At 69.6% G+C, this 20,036-nt stretch carries 23 protein-coding genes; 10 read left to right on the plus strand and 13 right to left on the minus strand.

The annotated features are described in order from the left end of the window. Positions 1-6: 6 nt before the first annotated feature. The 3 genes from BMW35_RS01055 to BMW35_RS01065 all read right to left on the minus strand — a co-directional run bounded on the left by BMW35_RS01055 (position 7) and on the right by BMW35_RS01065 (position 3,518). The gene (locus BMW35_RS01055; RefSeq protein ID WP_089667302.1) at positions 7-1,563 is read right to left on the minus strand and encodes a PH domain-containing protein; all 1,557 of its coding nucleotides are present in this window, start codon (positions 1,561-1,563) and stop codon (positions 7-9) included. After that, positions 1,560-2,039 (minus strand): PH domain-containing protein, encoded by a 480-nt coding sequence (locus tag BMW35_RS01060; protein WP_089667303.1) that lies wholly within the window; start codon positions 2,037-2,039, stop codon positions 1,560-1,562. The genes BMW35_RS01055 and BMW35_RS01060 overlap by 4 nt, the downstream gene beginning before the upstream one ends. A 66-nt stretch (positions 2,040-2,105) precedes the next feature. Beyond that, a complete protein-coding gene (locus tag BMW35_RS01065) occupies positions 2,106-3,518 on the minus strand; it encodes a class II fumarate hydratase (RefSeq protein WP_089667304.1) in 1,413 nt (470 codons plus the stop codon). Positions 3,519-3,696: 178 nt separating this feature from the next. Here BMW35_RS01065 and BMW35_RS01070 point away from each other — a divergent pair, with 178 nt between their 5' ends. From BMW35_RS01070 to BMW35_RS01090, 5 genes are read left to right on the plus strand one after another with little or no spacing between them, the layout of a single operon-like run. Further along, the gene (locus tag BMW35_RS01070) at positions 3,697-5,019 is read left to right on the plus strand and encodes an ABC transporter substrate-binding protein (RefSeq protein ID WP_089667305.1); all 1,323 of its coding nucleotides are present in this window, start codon (positions 3,697-3,699) and stop codon (positions 5,017-5,019) included. Positions 5,020-5,028: 9 nt separating this feature from the next. After that, complete coding sequence (locus BMW35_RS01075) at positions 5,029-6,075, plus strand: carbohydrate ABC transporter permease (protein ID WP_089667306.1); 1,047 nt, start codon at positions 5,029-5,031, stop codon at positions 6,073-6,075. Further along, on the plus strand, positions 6,075-6,950 hold the full coding sequence (locus BMW35_RS01080; RefSeq protein ID WP_089667307.1) for a carbohydrate ABC transporter permease: 876 nt from the start codon (positions 6,075-6,077) through the stop codon (positions 6,948-6,950). Before BMW35_RS01075 ends, BMW35_RS01080 begins: the two co-directional genes overlap by 1 nt. A gap of 1 nt (position 6,951) precedes the next feature. Beyond that, positions 6,952-8,097: an ABC transporter ATP-binding protein gene (locus BMW35_RS01085; RefSeq protein ID WP_089667308.1), complete on the plus strand. Its 1,146-nt coding sequence runs from the start codon at positions 6,952-6,954 to the stop codon at positions 8,095-8,097. A gap of 56 nt (positions 8,098-8,153) precedes the next feature. Next, positions 8,154-8,840, plus strand: coding sequence for a DUF4013 domain-containing protein (locus tag BMW35_RS01090; RefSeq protein ID WP_089667309.1), 687 nt, complete (start codon positions 8,154-8,156; stop codon positions 8,838-8,840). Here BMW35_RS01090 and BMW35_RS01095 read toward each other — a convergent pair whose 3' ends face one another. From BMW35_RS01095 to BMW35_RS01115, 5 genes are all read right to left on the minus strand, one after another. Next, a complete protein-coding gene (locus tag BMW35_RS01095) occupies positions 8,841-10,109 on the minus strand; it encodes an AGE family epimerase/isomerase (protein WP_089667310.1) in 1,269 nt (422 codons plus the stop codon). A gap of 48 nt (positions 10,110-10,157) precedes the next feature. Next, the gene (locus BMW35_RS01100; RefSeq protein ID WP_089667311.1) at positions 10,158-10,415 is read right to left on the minus strand and encodes a BolA/IbaG family iron-sulfur metabolism protein; all 258 of its coding nucleotides are present in this window, start codon (positions 10,413-10,415) and stop codon (positions 10,158-10,160) included. A gap of 244 nt (positions 10,416-10,659) precedes the next feature. Beyond that, entirely contained in the window at positions 10,660-11,643 is a 984-nt protein-coding gene (gene fen, locus BMW35_RS01105) for a flap endonuclease-1 (protein WP_089667312.1), read from the minus strand. A 25-nt stretch (positions 11,644-11,668) separates the two neighbouring features. Further along, a complete protein-coding gene (locus BMW35_RS01110) occupies positions 11,669-11,893 on the minus strand; it encodes a hypothetical protein (protein ID WP_089667313.1) in 225 nt (74 codons plus the stop codon). Between the two features lie 31 nt (positions 11,894-11,924). Then, on the minus strand, positions 11,925-12,503 hold the full coding sequence (locus tag BMW35_RS01115; protein ID WP_089667314.1) for a GNAT family N-acetyltransferase: 579 nt from the start codon (positions 12,501-12,503) through the stop codon (positions 11,925-11,927). A 58-nt stretch (positions 12,504-12,561) separates the two neighbouring features. Here BMW35_RS01115 and BMW35_RS01120 point away from each other — a divergent pair, with 58 nt between their 5' ends. From BMW35_RS01120 to BMW35_RS01130, 3 genes are all read left to right on the plus strand, one after another. Beyond that, a complete protein-coding gene (locus tag BMW35_RS01120) occupies positions 12,562-13,131 on the plus strand; it encodes a class I SAM-dependent methyltransferase (RefSeq protein ID WP_089667315.1) in 570 nt (189 codons plus the stop codon). Between the two features lie 22 nt (positions 13,132-13,153). Continuing rightward, a complete protein-coding gene (locus BMW35_RS01125) occupies positions 13,154-13,555 on the plus strand; it encodes a DUF3054 domain-containing protein (protein WP_089667316.1) in 402 nt (133 codons plus the stop codon). Positions 13,556-13,723: 168 nt separating this feature from the next. Next, positions 13,724-14,722 carry an ornithine cyclodeaminase family protein gene (locus tag BMW35_RS01130; protein ID WP_089667317.1) on the plus strand — a complete coding sequence of 333 codons (999 nt, stop codon included), beginning with the start codon at positions 13,724-13,726 and terminating at the stop codon, positions 14,720-14,722. 18 nt (positions 14,723-14,740) lie between these two features. Here BMW35_RS01130 and BMW35_RS01135 read toward each other — a convergent pair whose 3' ends face one another. From BMW35_RS01135 to BMW35_RS01155, 5 genes are read right to left on the minus strand one after another with little or no spacing between them, the layout of a single operon-like run. Further along, positions 14,741-14,920 carry a hypothetical protein gene (locus BMW35_RS01135; protein ID WP_089667318.1) on the minus strand — a complete coding sequence of 60 codons (180 nt, stop codon included), beginning with the start codon at positions 14,918-14,920 and terminating at the stop codon, positions 14,741-14,743. A gap of 48 nt (positions 14,921-14,968) precedes the next feature. Next, the gene (locus BMW35_RS01140; protein ID WP_089667319.1) at positions 14,969-15,925 is read right to left on the minus strand and encodes a presenilin family intramembrane aspartyl protease PSH; all 957 of its coding nucleotides are present in this window, start codon (positions 15,923-15,925) and stop codon (positions 14,969-14,971) included. Positions 15,926-15,964: 39 nt separating this feature from the next. Continuing rightward, on the minus strand, positions 15,965-16,192 hold the full coding sequence (locus tag BMW35_RS01145) for an H/ACA ribonucleoprotein complex subunit GAR1 (RefSeq protein WP_245708106.1): 228 nt from the start codon (positions 16,190-16,192) through the stop codon (positions 15,965-15,967). Beyond that, a complete protein-coding gene (gene srp19, locus BMW35_RS01150) occupies positions 16,192-16,470 on the minus strand; it encodes a signal recognition particle subunit SRP19 (protein WP_089667321.1) in 279 nt (92 codons plus the stop codon). The genes BMW35_RS01145 and srp19 overlap by 1 nt, the downstream gene beginning before the upstream one ends. A gap of 39 nt (positions 16,471-16,509) precedes the next feature. Further along, a complete protein-coding gene (locus tag BMW35_RS01155) occupies positions 16,510-17,637 on the minus strand; it encodes a PGF-CTERM-anchored ABC transporter substrate-binding protein (protein WP_089667322.1) in 1,128 nt (375 codons plus the stop codon). 60 nt (positions 17,638-17,697) lie between these two features. Between BMW35_RS01155 and btuC the strand changes: the two genes are divergently transcribed. Beyond that, on the plus strand, positions 17,698-18,801 hold the full coding sequence (gene btuC / locus BMW35_RS01160; RefSeq protein ID WP_089667323.1) for a vitamin B12 ABC transporter permease BtuC: 1,104 nt from the start codon (positions 17,698-17,700) through the stop codon (positions 18,799-18,801). Next, on the plus strand, positions 18,798-20,012 hold the full coding sequence (locus BMW35_RS01165) for a heme ABC transporter ATP-binding protein (protein ID WP_089667324.1): 1,215 nt from the start codon (positions 18,798-18,800) through the stop codon (positions 20,010-20,012). Before btuC ends, BMW35_RS01165 begins: the two co-directional genes overlap by 4 nt. Positions 20,013-20,036 lie beyond the last annotated feature (24 nt).

Genomic DNA, 20,036 nt, shown 5'->3' on the forward strand with positions numbered 1-20,036 from the left:
AACCGTTCAGTCTGCGCTTGTCGGTGTCGCGCCCGCACTCGCGTCGTCGCCGTCGCTGCGCACGCCGACGGCTACGAGCGCGCGGTCGACGAGCCGCTCTGTGAGCGCGTCGGCTTCCCCGTCGTCCCGGTCGATGGCGACAGCCCCACCTCCGGAGAGGGACCGCGAGCCCGCGGTGTCGACGACGACGCTCGTCAGGTCCCAGCGACGCTGGAAGACGGTCTGTTGCTCGATGACGGTCTGGACGCGGTGGTTCGGGACGACCGTGGTCTGCCGCCGCCACCAGCCCTGCTGGGTCACGACGTGGTCGTCGTCGGCGTGGAATCCACGGGTAGCGTGCGCGCGGCGGGCGGCGGGCACCGCCAGTGGCACGAGCGCGAACAGCGCGTACCACGGGAACGCCACGGCGAACCGGCTCACGAGGAAGCCGGCGGCGACGACGGCGAGGCCCGCCAGCGCGTACCGGCGGACGTAGCGCTTGCGGGCGCGCTCCGGCGGCCGCGTCAGGTCGTAGTCGCCGAACGGCTCGACGTCCCGAGCGAGCGCGAGGATGTCTCGGCGGGACGCCAGCGGGACGGCGGCCTCCGACCCGCCGCTCGGGGACTGGCCGGGCGCGTACCCCGCGGTCTCGACCGCCAGCGACGCGAAGCCGTACCGCCGCATCAGGACGTTCTCCTCGACGGAGACGGTCTGGAGCTTCGACAGCGGGATGGTGCCGTCCCGGCGCTCGAAGAGCCCGCGCTCGTACCGGAGGTCGTCGCCCACCCGGCGCAGCCGGAAGCCGTAGAACTGGATGATTCGCAGCACCGCCGACACCAGCCAGATGCCAACCGCGAGCACGAGGATGCCCGCGGCGAGCACGGCGAGCCCGACGTTCGGGATGTCGACGCGCTGCCCGAGACTCGGCACGACGAACGTCGCGAACGCCACGACGCCGGAGAGCAAGCGCGGGTCGAACGAGAGCAGGCCGTACAGCAGGAGGTCGCGGTCCGAGAGTTCGAAGAGGAGTTCGCCGCGCTCCCCGCGGGGCGCGCGCTCCGCGTCGTCGACCGGCACCTCGTTCTCCGCGAGTTCCGCGTCGTCGTCGCGCTCGTCTGTTTCAGGCCGCGAGTCACCGCGCCGCTCTCGGGCGGCGCGGCGCTCCCGGACCTCCTCCTGGAGCCGGCCGGCCTCCTCGCGGCTGACGAACCGCAGGTTCGCCTCCGTGCTGCCGCCGCCCGCAGTCTCGACGTCCACTTCTGCGAGGCCGAGCAGCCGGGCGACCAGCGACCGCGTCACGTCGACGTTCTGGACGCGCCGCAGCGGAATCTCGCGCTCGCGCCGGGAGAACACGCCCGAAGCGATGTCGAGGCTGTCCTCGGTGAGTTCGTACTCGAAGCGCCGGTAGTACGCGAGCTCGTAGCCGACGACGGCGACGACGGCCAGCACCGCGGCGACGACAGCCCCGCCGGTCAGCACGGGGTCGCCCTGCGAGAGCGCAACCCCGCCGATGAGGAACGCCCACGCGAACCCGATGCCGCGGGAGACCGCGCGCACCGGCACCGACAGCGGGTGGAGTCTCATACCGCGTCACCCTCGCCGTCTTCGGGCTCGCTCTCGATGGCGAGGTGCCGCAGCGTCTCCTGCACGTCGTCCGCACGCGCGACTTCGAGGCCGGGAATCGAGACGTCTGCGCCCCGCGAGCCCGCGGTGTAGACGACGACGCGCCCGAGGCCGAGCACGCGCTCGAGAGGGCCGCGCCGGGAGTCGACGTGCTGGACGCGCACGTAGGGGACGGTGGTTCGGACGGTCACGAGCACGCCCCGTTCGATGTAGAGGGTGTCCTCGCGGACGTCGAAGCGCCACGCGCGATACCGCAAGGCGACGTGGAGGGAGCCGAGTGCGGCGACGGCGACGAAGACGCCGGCCGCCGCGACGAGCCGGTTCACGTCGACGTTCAGGGCAGTGACGGCGACCCCCGCGATGCCAGCGAGCACGGCGGCGTACACGGCGACGCGCCACAGCCAGACGACGACAACCCTCCGGTCGAGTCGCTCCATGCCACGGGCTCCGGACTCGCGGTACAAGAAGGTAGGCGGGTGACTGCGGGAACCGCGCTCGGCAGATTACTCGTCGTCGCCGGAGAGGATGCCGCGGTGGGTCATGCGCTCGGGGTCGAGGACGTCTGCGGCCTCGTCGGCGTTGAGGTAGCCCTTCTCCACGACGACTTCCTCGACAGTCTTGCCCTCCTTGAGCGCGGCCTTCGCGACCTCGCTGGCCTTGTCGTAGCCGATGGTGGGGTTGAGCGCGGTGGCGAGGGCCATCGAACGCTGGACCTGTGCCTCACAGGCGTCCTCGTTGGCTTCGAGTTTCGCGACGAACTTCTCGCCGAACGCCTCGCTCGCGTTCGCGAGCATGTCCGCCGACTGCAGGAAGTTGTGCGCGAGGACGGGCTTGTAGAGGTTCAGGTCGATCTGGCCCTCGGCCGCGCCCGCGGAGACGGCGGCGTCGTTGCCGACGACCTGCTTGTGGACCTGGTTGACGGCCTCCGCCACGACCGGGTTGATTTTGCCGGGCATGATCGAGGACCCGGGCTGGTTCTCGGGCTGCTCGATTTCGCCGAGCCCGTTGCGCGGGCCGGACGCAAGCAGGCGGAGGTCGTTCGCAATCTTGTTCAGCGAGCCCGCGATGGTGCGGAGCGCGCCGTGGGCCTCGCTCATGGCGTCGTGGGCGGCCTGCGCCTCGAAGTGGTCGTCGGCCTCGCGGAACTCGACGCCCGTCTCCTCGCTGATGTACGCCGCGGCCTTCTCGGGGAACTCGGGGTGCGTGTTGAGACCGGTGCCGACGGCCGTCCCGCCGAGCGCGAGCTCGGCGAGCCGGGGCTTCACGGACTCGGCGCGCTCGATGCCCTTCTCGACCTGCGTGCGGTAGCCGCCGAACTCCTGGCCGAGGCGGACGGGCGTGGCGTCCTGGAGGTGGGTGCGGCCGGTCTTCACGACGCCGTCGAACTCGTCGGCCTTCGCGTCGAGTTCGTCGCGAAGCGTCTCCAGACCGGGCTTCACGTCCTTCACGAGCGCCTCCAGGCTCGCGACGTGCATCGCGGTTGGGATGACGTCGTTGCTGGACTGGCCGTAGTTGACGTGGTCGTTCGGGTGGACGACGCGGTCGCCGATGTCCTCGCCGAGAATCTCCGCGGCGCGGTTCGCGATGACTTCGTTGGCGTTCATGTTCGAGGACGTCCCGGACCCGGTCTGGAAGACGTCCACGGGGAACTGGTCGTCGTGTTCGCCCGCGATGACCTCGTCGGCCGCCTCGACGATGGCGTCGGCCTTCTCCTCGCCGACGAGGCCGAGGTCGCGGTTCGCCTGTGCGGCGGCCTTCTTCACGACGCCGAGCGCGCGCACGAACCGGCGGCCGAACGCGATGCCGGAGATGGGGAAGTTCTCGACCGCGCGCTGGGTCTGCGCGCCCCAGTAGGCGTCGGCCGGGACCTGCATCTCGCCGAGGCTGTCCTGCTCCGTTCGGTAGTCGTCTGCCATGTTCGAGTGGTCGAAGTGCCGGCGCGTAAAACTCCCGAAACGGCCCCGACGGTCGGACGGGATGCGACGACCATCGCGCCCCCGGAACCACCCTTTACTCGGTTCTGGATTAAATATGAGTAACAATTAAGTGCGCCGCTACGAACCCTCTGAGTAGGTTCTACACAGGCTCACTACAATGACATCCGATAACAACAGCAATCTGACGCGACGACGGTATCTGGAAGCGAGCGGTGCCGCGGGCGCAGTCATCGCGATGGCGGGCTGCATGGGCGGCGGCGGAGACGGGGACTCGACCGACGACGGCGAGGAGTCGTCCGGCTCGGGCGAGCAGGAACTCGAAATCGTACACTGGTGGACCGCGGGCGGTGAAGCCGACGCGCTCGAAGCGCTCATCGACGGGTTCGAGGAGGAGTACCCCGACGTCACCGTCAACAACAACGCCGCACCCGGCGGCGCGGGGAGCGCCCTGGACACCGAGATTCAGAGCCGCGTCCTCAACAACGACCCGCCGAGCACGTTCCAGATCTGGCCCGGGAAGGCACTGGACACGTACACGGAGTCCGAAGTCCTCGAAGACATCGGCGACAGCGTCTGGGACGAGGAGATGCGCGACGCGTACCTCGACGGCGTCAAGCAGCTCTCCCAGCCGGCCGGCGACTTCGTCGCCGTCCCGCTGAACATCCACCGCCTCAACAACCTCTTCTACAACGCCTCCGTCCTCGAGGACGCCGGCGTGGACCCAGCCGCTATCGACTCGCCGTCGGCGCTCCTCGACGCGATGGAGACCATCGACTCGGAGACGGACGCGACCCCGATGGCCCACCAGACGCAGGCCCCGTGGTCGACCATCCAGCTCTGGGAGAGCGTCCTCATCGGCGTCGGCGGCGTCGACGTCTACCAGGACGTCCTCGCCGGGAACGTCTCGGACAACGAAGACGCCGTCCGCGAGTCGCTCCAGCTCGTCGCCGACTACAGCGAGTACTTCAACGACGACGCCGGCTCCGTCGCGTGGGACGAAGCGAACAACGGCGTCATCCAGGGCGAAGCCGCGTTCCTCCATCAGGGCGACTGGGCCGCCGGCCAGTATCAGGCCGCCGACGGCTTCGAGTACGACTCCGACTGGAGCTACGTGCCGTTCCCCGGCACGGACGGCGTCTACCACGTCGTCACGGACTCGTTCGTGATGCCGACCTCGAACCCGTCCCCGGAGGCGACCGAGAAGTGGCTGAGCTACTGTGGGTCCGTCGACGGCCAGGAGCGGTTCAACCCCGTCAAGGGCTCCATCCCGCCCCGCACCGACGTGCCGAACGACGAGTTCGGCCCGTTCCTCACCACGCAGCGTGAGGACTTCGACAACTCCGACGCCCAGCCCCCGTCCATCGCGCACGGGACCGGCGTCACGCCGGAAGTCAAGAGCAACGTCGAGGGCGTGTTCTCGTCGTTCAACGGTAGCTGGAACGTCGACAGCGCGTACAACGGACTCACGAACGCGTTCTAGACGCGAGAAATGGGTTCACGCATTTTTCGGCTGTTCCGCGCGGACGGCGAGCGCGACCCGGACGCCGAGGACGGAGCCGTCCGAACGGACGGCGGCACGGCGACCAGCGACGGTGCCGAGTCGACCGGCGCGCGCTCCCGGGTCGGCCGACTGCTCGAAACCGAGTTCGCGCAGTCACTGCCGTTCTGGCTGCCCGCGACCCTGCTCGTCGGGCTGTTCGTCTACGGCGCTATCGGGTGGAACTTCCTCATCTCGCTGACGGACTGGTCGGGGCTCCGGACGCCCACGTACGAGTCGTTCGACTTCGAGATGTACACGCGGTTCTTCGAGGCCGTCGCACGGGGCGGACTGTTCTCCGGCCCCCAGGAGTACTGGGCGCTCCGGAACACGTTCGTGTTGCTGGTCGTGTTCACGGTGGCAGCGCTCGCCGTCGGGCTGCTGCTGGCGATTCTCGTCGACCGGGACATCCGCTTCGAGAACACGTTCCGCACAATCTACCTGCTGCCGATGAGCCTGTCGTTCGTCGTGACCGCCATCTTCTGGGCGTGGATGTACAACCCCACGACCGGACTGATAAACGAGGGGCTCCGCCTGTTCGGCCTCGGGTCGCTCACTCAGCAGTGGATCAGCGACCCGCAGCTCAAGCTGTTCGCGGTGATGTTCGCGCTCGTCTGGCAGTTCAGCGGCTACGCGATGGTCGTCTACCTCGCCGGCCTGCGCGCCATCCCGACCGAGCAGTACGAGGCGGCGAAAGTCGACGGTGCCGGCCTCGTGAAGATGTACTGGCGGACCATCATCCCGCAGCTGCGGGCGTCCACGACCAGCGCCGCCGTCGTGCTGATGGTGTTCGCGCTGAAGGCGTTCGACTTCCTGTACGTGATGTTCGGCACGCGGCCCGGCCCGTCGGCGGACATCCTCGCGATGATGATGTACCGCGAGTCGTTCGGCACGACCAACTGGGCGTACGGCTCCGCGATCGCGATGATTCTGTTCGCGCTCGCGCTCGGCGTCATCGCACCGTACCTCTACCTGCAGTTCAAGCGAGGTGAACTCTGATGGCTTCCGACAGTTCCTCCGGCCGCTCGTGGAACCGAATCGGCCTGTACGCGGCGCTCTTGGCGCTGGTCGCGTTCTACCTCTCGCCGTTGGAGAGCGCAGTCATGACCGCGTTCAAGTCCCAGACCGGGTTCTTCCAGACGTCGCCGATTGCGCCGCCGGGACCGTCGACGTTCACTCTGGCGGCCTGGGGCGACGCGTTCTCGCGGCTCCAGGACGGACTCGTGAACAGCCTCCTGTTCACGATTCCCGCGACGGTGCTGTCGGCGACGCTCGGTAGCTTCGTCGCGTACGGCCTCACGAACACGAAGTGGCGCGGGCAGTCCGTCGTGTTGGTGTTGCTCATCGCGGGCATCTTCATCCCGTACCAGTCCGTGCTCGTGCCGCTGTCCCGGTTCTGGTCCATCGTCGACCTCGGCAGCCTCCTGTCGTGGCTGCCGCCGGTCGCGGACCGCTCGGGGCTGGTCGCGCTCGCGATCACCCACACCGCGTACGGCGTCCCGATCACGACGCTGCTGTTCCGCGCGCACTACCAGTCGCTGGACGACTCCATGCTGGAGGCCGCGCGGCTGGACGGCGCGACGATTCGGAAAATCTACACGCGTATCGTGTTGCCGCTCTCGATTCCGATGTTCGCAGTCGCGCTGATTTACCAGTTCACGAACATCTGGAACGACCTGCTGTTCGCGCTCGTGCTCATCCAGAACCCGAGCAGCGACGTGGTGACAATCTCCCTGACCTCCCTCCAGGGGTCTATGGTGAGCCAGTACAACCTGCAGATGGCGGGCGCGTTCATCACCGCGCTGCCCACCCTGCTCGTGTACATCTTCTTCGGCGACCAGTTCGCCGAAGGAGTCGCCGGCGGAGGTGCCTAACATGGCTGAACTACAACTCGACCACATCACCAAGACGTTCGACGACGGAGGCGACGAGATCGTCGCAGTCGACGACGTGTCCATCGACATCGAGGACGGCGAGTTCCTCGTGCTCGTCGGGCCGTCCGGCTGCGGGAAATCGACCACGCTGCGGACCATCGCGGGCCTCGAGTCCATCACCGACGGCGACATCCGGCTCGACGGCGAGGTCATCAACGACAAGCGCCCGCAGGACCGCAACATCGCGATGGTGTTCCAGTCGTACGCGCTGTACCCGCACATGACCGTGCGCGGCAACATGTCGTTCGGGCTCGAGGAGTCGACGGACCTCTCCGACGACGAGATCGACGAGCGCGTCACGGAAGCCACCGAGATGATGGGCATCGCCGACCTTCTGGACCGCAAACCCAGCGAGCTCTCCGGCGGCCAGCAGCAGCGCGTCGCGCTCGGCCGCGCCATCGTCCGCAACCCCGCGGCGTTCCTGATGGACGAACCGCTCGCGAACCTCGACGCGAAGCTGCGCGCGCAGATGCGGACGGAACTCCAGCGCATCCAGGAGGAACTCGGCGTGACGACCGTCTACGTCACGCACGACCAGACCGAGGCGATGACGATGAGCGACCGCATCGCTATCCTCGACGACGGGGAGCTCCAGCAGGTCGGGACGCCGCTGGAGTGCTACCACGAGCCCGCGAACCTCTTCGTCGCGGAGTTCATCGGCGAACCGTCGATGAACACCTTCGAGATGCGCGTCGAGGGCGACTCGCTCGCCGACGACGACTTCGAGTACCCGCTCTCGGCGAGCCACGCCGACGCCATCGGGGACGCCGACCGGGTCGTCTTCGGCGTCAGACCAGAGGACATCGAGATCGACGCGGACCCCGAGGACGCCCACAGCTACGCCGTCGACGTCGACGTCGTGGAGCCGAAGGGCAACGAGAACTACGTCCACATGACGTTCGACGGGGCCGCCGAAGACCGGGAGAAGTTCGTCGCGGCCGTCGGCGGCCTCGAACGGGTCGACGAGGGCGCGCGCGTCGTCGCCCGGTTCCCGCCGGAGGCCGTCCACCTCTTCGACGCGGACACGGGCCGAGCGCTGCACAACCGCTCGCTGGAAGCGGTCGAGGACCCCGAACTCACGTCGTAGCGGGTCGTCCCGTTCCGGAACGCCCTTGCGGCGGGAGCGAATTCTCGGAGGCGTCGATGCTCCCGGCACCTTTCCGGTACCCGTTCCGCGGCGAGCGCGCGGTCGACGCGCTGCTCGTCGGCGGTGCGCTCCACTTGCTGACTGTCTACGTGCCGGTCGTCCCGTTGATTCCGCTGGTCCCCGTGCTCGGCTACCTCCTCGTCGTCTTCGCGGCGCTCTCGACCCGCGAGCCCGCCGACCGCTTCGACTCCCTGCCGGCGTACCCCGGCGTCCGCAGCGTCCTGCGGACCGGTCTCCGCGGCGCGGTCGTCGTCGCGTCGTTCCTGGTGCCGGCCACGGTCGTCTTGCTCGTGACGGTCGCCGGCGCGTCACAGCTCACGCTGACCCCCGGTGACGTGAGCGCGGGGACGTCTGTGGCGTTCGCGCTCGGGTCGACGACATCGCTGCTGCTCGCCGTCGTCTGCGTCTACTTGCTCCCGGCGGCGCTCGCGAACTTCCTCGCGAACGGCCGGATTCTCGCGGCCTACGACACCGACGTGCTGGCTCGCGCAGCGGGCCACGGCGCGTACTTCTACGACGTGCTCGTCGGACTCGTCGCCGGTGCGGTTCTGCTCACTGTCGCGGGTGCCACCGTCTCGGTCGCCGTCGGCTTCTTCGTCGCGTTCTACGCCGAACTCGTCGCCGTCGGCTTCTGGAGTCGCGGCGTCAGCCGCGCGCTCCCGGACGTGGTCGCTGCGGCGTGACTACAGCGACTCCAGCGTCTCGATGCACTCCAGGAGCGCGCGGCCGTTGTGGTAGGCTCCCTTGTACATCGCGCCCTTCCGGCCGACCGGTTCGAGGTCGTCGTTCACGCCGGAGTGCCACTCGCCGTGTTCGTCGTCGACGTGGTGGGTCTCGACGAAGTCGTAAGTCTCCTCGAAGACCTCGCGGTACCGCTGCGCGCCGGTCGCCTCGTACATGCGGAGCGCGCTGGTCATGCACTCGGCCTGCACCCACCACGCCTTGATGCGGTTCGTCGCGTCGCCGTCGAGCGGCCCGAAGAAGTAGAAGCCGCCGCGGTCGTCGTCGTAGCCGTGGTCGAGGGAGAACTCGAACAGCGCCTCGTAGAGGTCGACGAAGAGCCGGTCGGAGACGTCCAGGGCGTCGGCGGCCTCCATCGTCAGCCAGACGTTCTCCAGGTCGTGGCCGTACGACACGACGCGGAAGTCCTCGTCGTTGAGGCGCGGCGTCCAGTCGGGGTCGTACTTGTCCGTGCACGCCGTGCGGTCCTTCCGGACGACCGTGTTCGTGCAGATATCGAGAAGTTCGTGGAGGCGCGCCCGTGCGGTCTCGTGGCCCGTCGCGCGGTAGAATGTCGTGAACGCCTCCATGAGGTGGAGGTGGGTATTCATCAGCTTCAGCGTCGGGTCGAGGACGCTGTCCCCGGACTCCTTCGGCGACCAGTCCGGCTCGATGTTCGCGAGGTAGGTCGTGCCCTCCGTGACCTGCGTCCAGTCGGCCTCGAAGTACTCCCGGTAGCCGCCGTTCGCGTGGTCTTTCGCGGCGTCGTCGACGGTCTCGAAGAGGTCGACTGCGAGGTCGCGGGCGGCCTCGTCGCCGGTCGCGCGGTAGTACTCCGAGAGGCCGTAGAGCGCGAACGACTGGCCGTAAAGGTGTTTCCGGGGTTTCAGAACGTCACCGGTCCGGTCTACCTCCCAGACGAAGCCCCCGTGTTCGTCGTCGTGCATCTCGTCGCGGAGGAACTCGTAGCCCAGTTCCGCCTCGTCGAGGTAGTCGCCGTCGACGACGTCGGAGCGCGAGAGCCGGGAGAACAGCCACAGCATCCGCGACTGCGTGACGAGCATCTTGTGGTCGTTGCCCGCGAAGGCTCCGGTCTCGTCGTAACTCAGGACGTAGCCGCCGTGTTCGTCGTCGAGACACCGCGGCAGCCAGAAGTCCAGCACCACGTCTTCGAGGTTCCGGCGGAGCTTCGGGACGTACTCCGCGGCGAGGTCGTCGGAGCCAGTACTCATTGTCGAGTGAGTGTTCACAGAACCGCCACTAAGCGCTGTCGCTCCCGCTCAGTCCGCTCGTTCGTCGGCTTCCGACGGCGTGTACGTCGTCAGTTCGAGCGCGTGAATCTCGGTGGTCATCGCGTCGCCGAGCGCGTCGTACACCAGGTCGTGCTGGGCGACCAGCGACTCGCCCTCGAAGGCCGACGAGACGACGGTCGCCGCCAAGTGGTCGTCGTCGTGGTCGCCGCGGGCGCGGGTCACCGTCGCCTCGCAGTCCGCCTCGAAACCGTCCTCGATTCGCGCTTCCACGTCGGAGAGGTCCATACGCGTCCTCGGTCGGCCGGCGAGAAAAGCGCGGGGGTCCGCGGCGGCCACCGTGGTCGCGGAGTGACGAGAGGCGGCCGGCGACTTGGTTCCGCCCGCACCCGTACGTATTTGTGAGCGCCACCGGCAGTCGTGCGCATGGATTGATCTTCGAGTTCACGCCCTGACGCATCTACCTCGAACAGTCAGTCGGCTTCCTGCTGGTCTCCGGAGGAACCCTCGCCGTCGGCGGCCTCTATCTACTTCAGGTCCACTGGTCGAGGCCGGTCTGGACGACCGACTCCTCGATGCGTTCGAACCCGCGGGCGACCTCGTCGGCGTCGACCTCCCACTCGTCGGTGACGAACTCGCGGGCCGCCTCGACGTCCGGAGAGAGGTCGGTGTGGACGCTGTAGTCGTCGGTGACCTCGGGGTTCAGGAACAGTTCGCGGATGCGGTCGCCGGACTCGACGTGCTCGCCCTCGGCGTCGAGGACGCTCCAGAGGTCGCCGTGTTCGCGAATGGCGTTCAGCGCGGTCTTCGGGCCGAAGCCGTCGATGCCGGGGTTGAAGTCCGTGCCGCAGAGGATGCCCACGTCGACCAGTTGCTCCCACGTGAGGTCGTGTTCGGCGAGCGTCGCCTCGAAGTCCATGCGCTCGGGATCGCCGGAGCTCGTGAGCTGGCGGAGCGTCACGGGCGACCCGAGCAGCAGGCAGTCGTAGTCGTCGCTGCCCACGCAGTCCACGTCGTCGTCGACTCTCGCCATGTACGACGCCTGCGCCTCCCCCTCGGCGGGCGCTTCGACCTGCGGCACGTCCAGCAGGTCGAACAGCGCCCGCGTGGTCTCGTGGATGGTGTCCGTGAGCCGCTGCGTGCGCGCCTCCAGACGGGCGGCTTCGACGGCGTCGCCTTCCTCGCGGGCTTCTTCCAGTTGTTCCTCGTAGCTCTCGCGTTGCTCGCGTCGCTCGGCCACTTCCTCGTCCTTGAGTTCGGTGACGCCGCCGTCCCAGACGAACACGGGCGTCAAATCGTGCTCGAAGAACTTCGGGAGGCCCTGGACGGCGCCGACGAGGTTCGCCACCTCGGTGCCGTCGCTCGTGGTGTAGATGTCCTCGCTGGTCCACTGGACGGTCGTCGTGAGGTACTTGTACAGCCAGTTGTGGGCGTCGACGGCCACCACGCTCCCCTGGAGGTCCGCGAAGGGAGTCTCCTCGATGGCCGCGAGCTGCCGGAGGTCCGCGTTACCCATCACCCGGAGTTCGGGCTCCCCGGATTTAACCGTTGAGCAACGCCGGCAGCCCGTACCCGATGGTCACCAGCGAGATGCCGACGGACGTGACACCGGCCCCGAAGCCGCGCCACTCGCGGCGGTCACCGACCGCCTCGGCGTACCTCTGCGGGAGCCGGCTGCAGACGAATTCCGGCGCGAGCAGCGCCGGCAGGCCGGCGGCGAGGTGGACCGCGCCGACCGCAATCAGGGCCGTCGGAAGCAGCGCCATGTAGAGAGTCGCGGCCGCAGCGAGAAAAAGACTACCAGTCGACGCGGACCGGCGGGGACTGCCCGCGCTTGCGGTCGAGGAACGCCTCCTCCTCGGGCGAGAGGTCCCGCTCCCGGTACCGGTCGAGGCCGTCCTGATAGCCGGCCGCGCGGTCCTCGCAGGGGCGTTCCAGCACGAGTTCGGCGATGCCCGTCTCCTCGCCCGTGAATCCGAAGCCGGCCTTGTGGAGCGCCTCGTACGCGAACGGATTGTTCACGGCGATGCGGACGCGGTCGCAGTCGTCGAGCAGGCGGTCGGCCGCGAACGCGCAGAGCCGCGCACCCACGCCGTCGCCCCGTCGGTCGCCGCGGACGGTGACGTACCGCAGCCACGCCGTCCCCGGGTCGGTGCGGTCCTCGTTGAACGAGACCGCGCCGACCACGTCCGCGACCGGGTCGTCGGCCTCCCTGGCGGCCGGCGGCCAGCCGTCGCGCTCCCCGACCGGCGGACCCTCGTAGGCGACTGCCTTCCCCGTGTTCGACATCACGAACTTGCCCGCGTAGCTGAACGCCTCCCAGTCCAGGAGGAGCGTCGGGCCGTCGTCGGGGCCGCCGAGGACTGCGTAACGCACACTCGCTCTTCGCGCAGCGACACAAAGTATTGCCTGCCTCGGTCGCGTCGGAGTCGGTATGCACGACGTGCCCTACTTCGACCGGTTCGCGCCGTTGTACGACCTCGCGATGCCGGCGGCCGACCGGGCGGACCTCGCCCTGGCGCTCGCGCTCGCCGACCGGCCAGTCGAGCGCGTGCTGGACCTCGGCGGGGGGACTGGCCGGGTCGCCCGCGCGCTCGGCGGCGACGCCGTCGTCGCGGACGCCAGCCGCGGGATGCTTTCAGAAGCCCGCGGCGCGGGTCTCGAAACCGTCCAGACCGACGTCCGGCGGCTCGCAGTCGCCGACGAGTCCGTCGACGCCGTCGTGATTGTGGACGCGCTCCACCACTTCCCCGCGCGCAGCACGGCAATCGAGGAGGCGGCGCGCGCGCTGCGCCCCGGTGGGGTGGTCGTCGTGCGGGACTTCGACCCCGCGACGCTCCGCGGCTGGCTGCTGGTCGCCGGCGAACACCTCCTCGGGATGGGGTCGCGCTTCGACACCGCCGACGAGTGCGGCCGCCGACTCGCCGACGCGGGTCTGGACGCGCGACTCGTCGACACGGGGTTCGCGTTCACCGTCGCGGGCGTGAAACCGGGACAGCCTTGACCCACCCGTTCGAAGCCCGCCCATGAAGCTGACCGACGTCGACGAGCGCGCAGTCACCCGATTCCTACCCGGCGACGTGCTCGCTATCCTCGCACTCGTGCTCGTGGGGACGGTACAGCACGGGACACTGAACCCACAGCACTACGCGGGCGTCCTGCTGCCGTTCCTCGTCGGCTGGCTGGCGGCCGCGCCGCTCGTCGGCGCGTACAGTTCGCGCGCCGCGGAGTCCTCTCGCGCGGCGCTGCTGCTCGCTGCCGGCACGTGGCTCCTCGGGGACCTCGTCGGCCAACTGCTGCGGAACACGTCGCTGTTCCCCGGGAACGCCGACCCGACGTTCTTCCTCGTGATGTTCCTCGTGGGCGCGCTGCTGCTGTCGGTCGTGCGGTTCGGGTCGCTGGTGGTCGCCGACCTCGTCGGGAACTGACCCGCGCCGAGATATCGGCGGCGACCGCGAAACCGGCGACAGCACGGCCGTTCCCGTTCACGGCGTCTCTGTCGGGGCACCGCGGCTTGTCGCGTAGCGCTCTGTAATGCCCCAGAGTTCGCCGCCGGGGCCTCAATCCTTTTCGTGCCGTCGGCCGAACAACCGGGCGTGACAGAGACGCTGTTCCTCTCCGACGACGACCTTGCCGGGCTCGCTGACCTCGCTGACTACGTGAACGCCGTCCGAGACGGGTACCGCCAGCGCGGCGAGGGCGCGCCGGCCGAACCCCGAACGAAGCTCGTCCGGGGCGACCCGCCGGGGATGCTCACCGACTACTCCGCCATTCTCCCGGAGACCGGCGCGATGGGCGGGTACACGTACAGCGCGGGGTTCGGAGCCGAGGACGCGTGGTTCGTCACGCCGCTGTTCGACGCCGAATCCGGCGAGCCGCTGGCGCTGCTGGACGGCGCACGCATGAACCCCTTCAAGACCGGCGCGACCGGTGCCGTCGGTGTCGACGCGCTCGCCCGCCGGGACGCCTCGACGATGGCCGTCGTCGGGAGCGGCGCGCAGGCACGCGGACAGCTGAAGGCGGTGGCGACGGTCCGTGACCTTGACACCGTCTGGGTGTACTCGCGGACGAAGGAGAGCCGCGAGGCGTTCGCCGCGGAGCTGAACGACTCCCTCGACGCCTCGGTCGCGGCGGTGGCGTCGAGCGCAGCCGCCGTCGAGGGCGCGGACATCGTCGTCACGGCGACGAACGCCAGCGAGCCGGTCTTCGACGGCGAACACCTCGACGACGGCGCGCACGTCACGGCGATGGGTCAGTACCACCCGGAGAAGCGCGAACTGGACGCGACGACCATCGAGCGCGCGACCTACGTCCCCGACCTCCGCGCCCGAGTCAGTCAGGACGCCGGCTCGTTCCTCGCGGCCGTCGAGGCGGGCGTCGTCGACGAGGACCACGTCCACGCGGAACTCGGCGAAGTCGTTGCCGGGGAGGCAGAGGGCCGCCAGGGGCCCGAGGACGTGACTGTGTTCGACAGCGGCGGCACGGGCATCGAGACGGTGGCGGCCGCCCACATGCTCTACGAGCGCGCCGTCGAGCAGGGGCTCGGCACCGAGATTCCGTTCGCGCCCGCGAGCGAAGCGCTCACTGGGGAGTAATCAGTACCCGGTCCGGACTCAGTCCGGAAGCAGGTCTCCGCCCCGCGCCCGGCTGGCGGCTGACGCGAGCGCCGAAGCGCCCAGCACGACGAGCAGCGCGCGCTGCCACGGCTCGGTCACGGTGACCGCGCCGCCGAAGCAGAACGCGGCGAACAGGGCGTTCCAGCCAGCTATCGCGGCGACAGTTTTCCCCGGCATCGCCTAGCCGTTGGGTCCGGCGCGGCTCAAAGGTTGGGGTGGTCGCCGTCAGAGGTACGGCGCGAGCCCGAGCGCCTCGACGAGGGGGATGCCGGCGGCGAGCGCGCCGGCGAGGTAGCCGGCGATTGCGCCGCCGTTCAACAGCGGGAGGCCGGCGTGCGCCCGGCCCTTGAACACCATCCGCATCAGGACGAGCAGCCCGAGGATGGTGCCGACCATCGCGGTGAGGGGGGCGAGTTCGACGCCCGGGAGGACCTCGGGAGTGTCGAGGAAGAACGCGGCGCTGGCGACGAGAATCGAGGGCATCACGGCGTCGCCGAGGCCGATGAAGTACGCGGGGCGGTCGGCGGGATTACTGGCCTCACGCTCGCCCTCACCGGCCTCGTCGGCGGTCTCCTGGGCATCGTCCACGAACGAGTACTCCAGCGTGGTCGGGACGACGAGGACGATTGGCAGTTGGAGCTCCATCACGCCGGAGGCGAGCGTGAGCATGTGTTCGGTGCCGTAGACGCTGATGGCGTCGTACACCGCCAGCGCGGTCAACAGGACGAGCGCCGGCAGGACGCCGAAGCTGATGCCGAACAGCGCGGCGGCACCCATCCCCATGAGTGCGCCCGCCGAGTCGATGACCCACCACTCGGGGTAGGCGTACAGCGCGACGACGAGCGCGACGGCCGGCACCCAGACGGCGAGGTTCACGCCCGCGACCGTGACGGCGGGGAAGACGACGGCGAACACGTAGGAGGCGACGAGGCCGCTCGTCAGGAGGACGAAGCCCTTCAGCACCCACTGCTGGTCGTACTTGATGACGAGCAGGATACCGCCGGTGGCGACCAGCAGGAAGGCGACGTAGACGATGCTGTTCAGCGGATTCTGGGGGTCCTCGGTGGACTGCAGGCCCGCGCTCTGGAAGGGTTCGACGAGCGCGAGCGCGCCGACCTGGACGACGACGAACAGGGCGACGACGCCGGCGAGCACGCCGGCGACCCGCGTCGAGTCGTTCATGTACTCTCCCTGGGAGCGCCCCCGTCTTGCCTTTTCCGTCTACCGGACGTACAGCGTCTCCCCGACGAGGCCGGCGAGGTGGACGCCGGACTGGGGCGTCACCGCGAGGTAGGGGCGCTCGACGGGCCCGAAGACGTCGACGACTCGACCGACGGCGTCGAGGTTCTGGTCGACGAGCGCGGCCCCGATTCCGGGGTGGGCGTCGTCGTCGCTGCGCACGACGGCGACGTTGCCCGCGGTCCGCGTGACGCTGCCGGCTCGCTCCATCAGCTCCGGAGCGCGCCGACGTAGGCGGCGACGGCCTGCACGAGGTCGTTCTTCGAGTCGTCGGCGTCCTTCACCAGAACGCGCCCCGAGTCCGTCCAGTGCTGCCGGGGGTAGGCCACGTCGCGTTCGACGACGGCGTCGTAGCCGACCTGCTGGACGGCGGTCGCGATTTCGTCGACGGTGGGCTCCTCGACGGCGAGGTCCTCGGGGACACGGCGGCCCTCGCGGCGGGAGAGCGCCGCGTCGAAGTAGGCGGGCCAGATGACGTTCTCGACCATGCCCGCCGCTACCAGACGGAGAAAGGAAACGGTGTCGGCCTACCGGCGCGCGAACAGAGCGGCACCGAGCACGGCGACGACGCCCGTGGCGACGCCGAAGCCGGGCGCGGAGCCACCGGAGGAGCCGTCACCGCCGTCGGTCGTCGTGGCGGCGGCCGTGGTGGCGGTCTCGGTCTGGGTCGTCGGTTCGGCGGTCGTCGCCGTGGTCGTCGTGTTGGCCTCGGCGTACGCGTCGGGGTGGAACGCCTGCGCCATCTGCGTCATCGGTTCGACGACCCGGGGGGCGGGCTGATTGATGTGGTTGACGTTCACCGCGACGATGTTGCCCTCCTCGTAGGCAGTCGTGTTCCGGACGACGGAGTCCGCGCCGATGAGTTCGGACTTGTCGGCGTTCATCTGCGCGGCGGGCACGCCGACGACGACGTGCTCGGGGTCCTGCTCGGCGACGAACTCCTCGGACGGCTGCGGGTACGGTTTGCTGAAGTTCCCGTCAGCGGCGATGTTGTGGCCGCCCGCCGTGTCGATCATCGAGCCGATGAAGGTGCTCGGGCCGGCGGTGTAGCCGCCACCGAGGGCGTAGTAGACGCTCGGGCGCTCCTGCCCGTCGACGGCCTGCCGGATGGTGTCGACGCGGTCGCGCATGTCCGAGACGGTGGTTTCGGCGGCGTCGCACGCGCCGACGAGCCTGCCGATAGTCTCGGTCTTCTCGTAGACGGCGTCCAGGGAGTTCGCGAACTGGAAGCGGTAGACCGTGACGCCGGCGTCACGGAGCTGGGTGACGGAGTCGTTGTCGATGGTGTTCGGCGCGAGCACGAGGTCGGGTTCGAGCGAGATGACCTGCTCGGCGTTCACCTGTGAGGGGCTCCCGGAGGTGACGACCTCGCGGTCGCCGGCGTCCTCGAGGTAGCCGGCGAACTGGGAGACGCCGACGACTTTCTCGCGCGCGTCGAGTTCCCACATGGTCTGGGCGGCGCTCGGGTTCAGCGTGACGACGCGCTCGGGTTCGGCGTCGACGGTGACGTTAGCGTCGCTGGCGTCGGTCATCGTGACGGGGAACTCGCAGGACGGGTCTTCCTGAGCGGCCGGTGCGTCGAACGCGCCGGCTGCGGGGACTGTGGCACTCAGAACCAGTAGAACGACTCCGAGTACGATTGCGGGTCTGCGCATGTGTGGTAGAGGCCAGTAGCGCAATAAATATTTGGCTAAACCAAATAGGATTGACCAACAATGAGCGTCTACACCAGGGCGACGGTCTGGACCGTGGCGTCGGCCGGGCTGCTCGTCGCCGTCGCCCTGGTGAGCGCCACCATCGGTCACGCCTCCATCTCGCTGCCGGAGGTCGCGCTCGCCGCTCTCGACGTGTTCGCCGTTCCCTCCTCGGTCTCGGTCGCGTTCCGCGACCACGCCGTCCCCGCGCTCGGCGGCGTCCCCTGGCCCGCGTTCGATGTCGGCTACACGTCGCCGCTGCACTTCGCCGTCCCCGACACCAAGCAGTACATCGTCGGGCAACTCCGCCTCCCCCGCATCGTGCTCGGCGCGACCGTCGGTGCCTCGCTCGCCATCTCGGGGGCCGTCATGCAGGGGTTCTTCCGGAATCCGATGGCAGACCCCTCCATCGTCGGCGTCTCCTCGGGTGCCGCCGTCGGCGCTGTCGCCGCCATCACGGCCCCCACGGTCGTCACCATCGGCATCCAGCCCGCCGCCTTCGTCGGCGCGCTCGTCGCCGCGTTCACCGTCTACCTCGTCGCCACCGAGAACGGCCGCACGCCCGTCGCCACGCTGCTGCTCGCGGGCGTCGCCGTCCAGACGCTGCTCGGCGCGTTCACCTCCTTTCTCATCGTGAACTCCGGCCGGGAGATTCGGGAGGCGATGTACTGGATGATGGGGAACCTCCACGGCAGCCGCTGGCACGAGGCCGAGGCCGCGCTCCCGGTCGTCGTCCTCGGCAGCCTCGCCCTGCTCGCGTACGCCCGTGACATGAACGTCCTGCTGGCCGGCGAGGAGGACGCCCACACGCTCGGCGTCGAGGTCGAACGCACCAAGCGCCTCCTCCTGGCGGTCGCCAGCGTCGTCACCGCCGCGGCCGTCTCGTTCGCGGGCGCAATCGGCTTCGTCGGGCTCATCGTCCCGCACGGCGTCCGCCTCGTCGTCGGCCCCGACCACCGCGTCCTGCTGCCCGTCAGCGCCTTCGTCGGCGGCGCGTTCCTCGTCGCCGCCGACACCATCGCCCGGTCGGGCGCGGGGAACCTCCCGGTCGGCATCGTCACCGCGTTCGTCGGCGCGCCCTTCTTCCTCTACCTGCTCCGCGACCGGGAGGTGCACGCGCTGTGACCCTCGACGTCTCCGGCGTCGACGTGTCTCTCGCCGGCACCCGGATTCTGGACGACGTGAGCACGACCGTTCCGGACGGCCGGCTCGTCGGCGTCGTCGGCCCGAACGGCGCGGGCAAGTCGACGCTGCTGCGCGCGATGAACGGCGTCGTCGACCCCGACGCCGGCACGGTGCTGGTCGACGGCGAGGCTGTCCACGACCTCTCCTCGAAGGCCGCCAGCCGCCGCATCGCGACCGTTCCGCAGGACACGCACGTCTCCTTCGACTTCACCGTCCGGCAGACCGTCGAGATGGGGCGACACCCCCACCAGCCCCGGTTCGGGAGCGACAGCGACCCGGACGCGGTCGACCGCGCGATGGAGCGCGCAGAAGTCGCGCAGTTCGCCGACCGGGACGTGACCTCGCTGTCCGGCGGCGAGAAACAGCGCGTCCTGCTGGCTCGCGCGCTCGCTCAGGACGCCCCGATCCTGCTGCTGGACGAGCCGACGGCGAGCCTGGACGTGAACCACCAGGTGCGCACGCTCGAACTCGTCCGGGGGCTCGCCGACAGCGACGACCGGGCCGTCGTCGCCGCCATCCACGACCTCGACCTCGCCGCACGGTACTGCGACGAACTCGTGCTGGTCGCCGACGGCGAAGTACTGGACAGCGGCCTGCCCCGGGACGTACTCACACCCGAGGCAATCCGGTCGGCCTTCGACGCCCGGGTGGCCGTCGGCACCGACCCGGCGACCGGGTCCCCGACTGTGACACCGCTGCCGGACGCCGACGCCGACCTCGACGCTCGCGTCCACGTCCTCGGCGGCGGCGACACCGCGACCCCGCTCGTCCGGGAACTGGTCGACGCCGGCGCGGCCGTCTCCGTCGGGCCGGTCGTGGCTGGCGACACCGACCACGAGACCGCCGAGCGATTCGGCCTCGACTGCGTCACCGTCGACCCGTTCGGGCCGCCGGGTGACGAAGCGGACGCCCGGGCCCGCGAGCACGTCGCGGCCGCGGACGCCGTCGTCGTGGCCGCCGACGCCGCCGACTGGGGCGCGAACGCGAGTCTCCGGAGCGCGGCCGAACGCGCCGTCGTCGTCGGTGAGACGGCCCTCGGCGACGCGGGCACCGCCAGCACTCGGGTCGCGACGGGCGACGTGGCGGACGCGGTCGCCGCGCTCGACGACGCCGGGGGGCGACCCGCAGTCGCGGACGGCGGCAGCGACTGAGCTAGCCAGTCGCCCTATGTGGCT

Origin of the sequence: Halobacterium jilantaiense, from assembly GCF_900110535.1 — an archaeon.
Classification (GTDB): domain Archaea; phylum Halobacteriota; class Halobacteria; order Halobacteriales; family Halobacteriaceae; genus Halobacterium; species Halobacterium jilantaiense.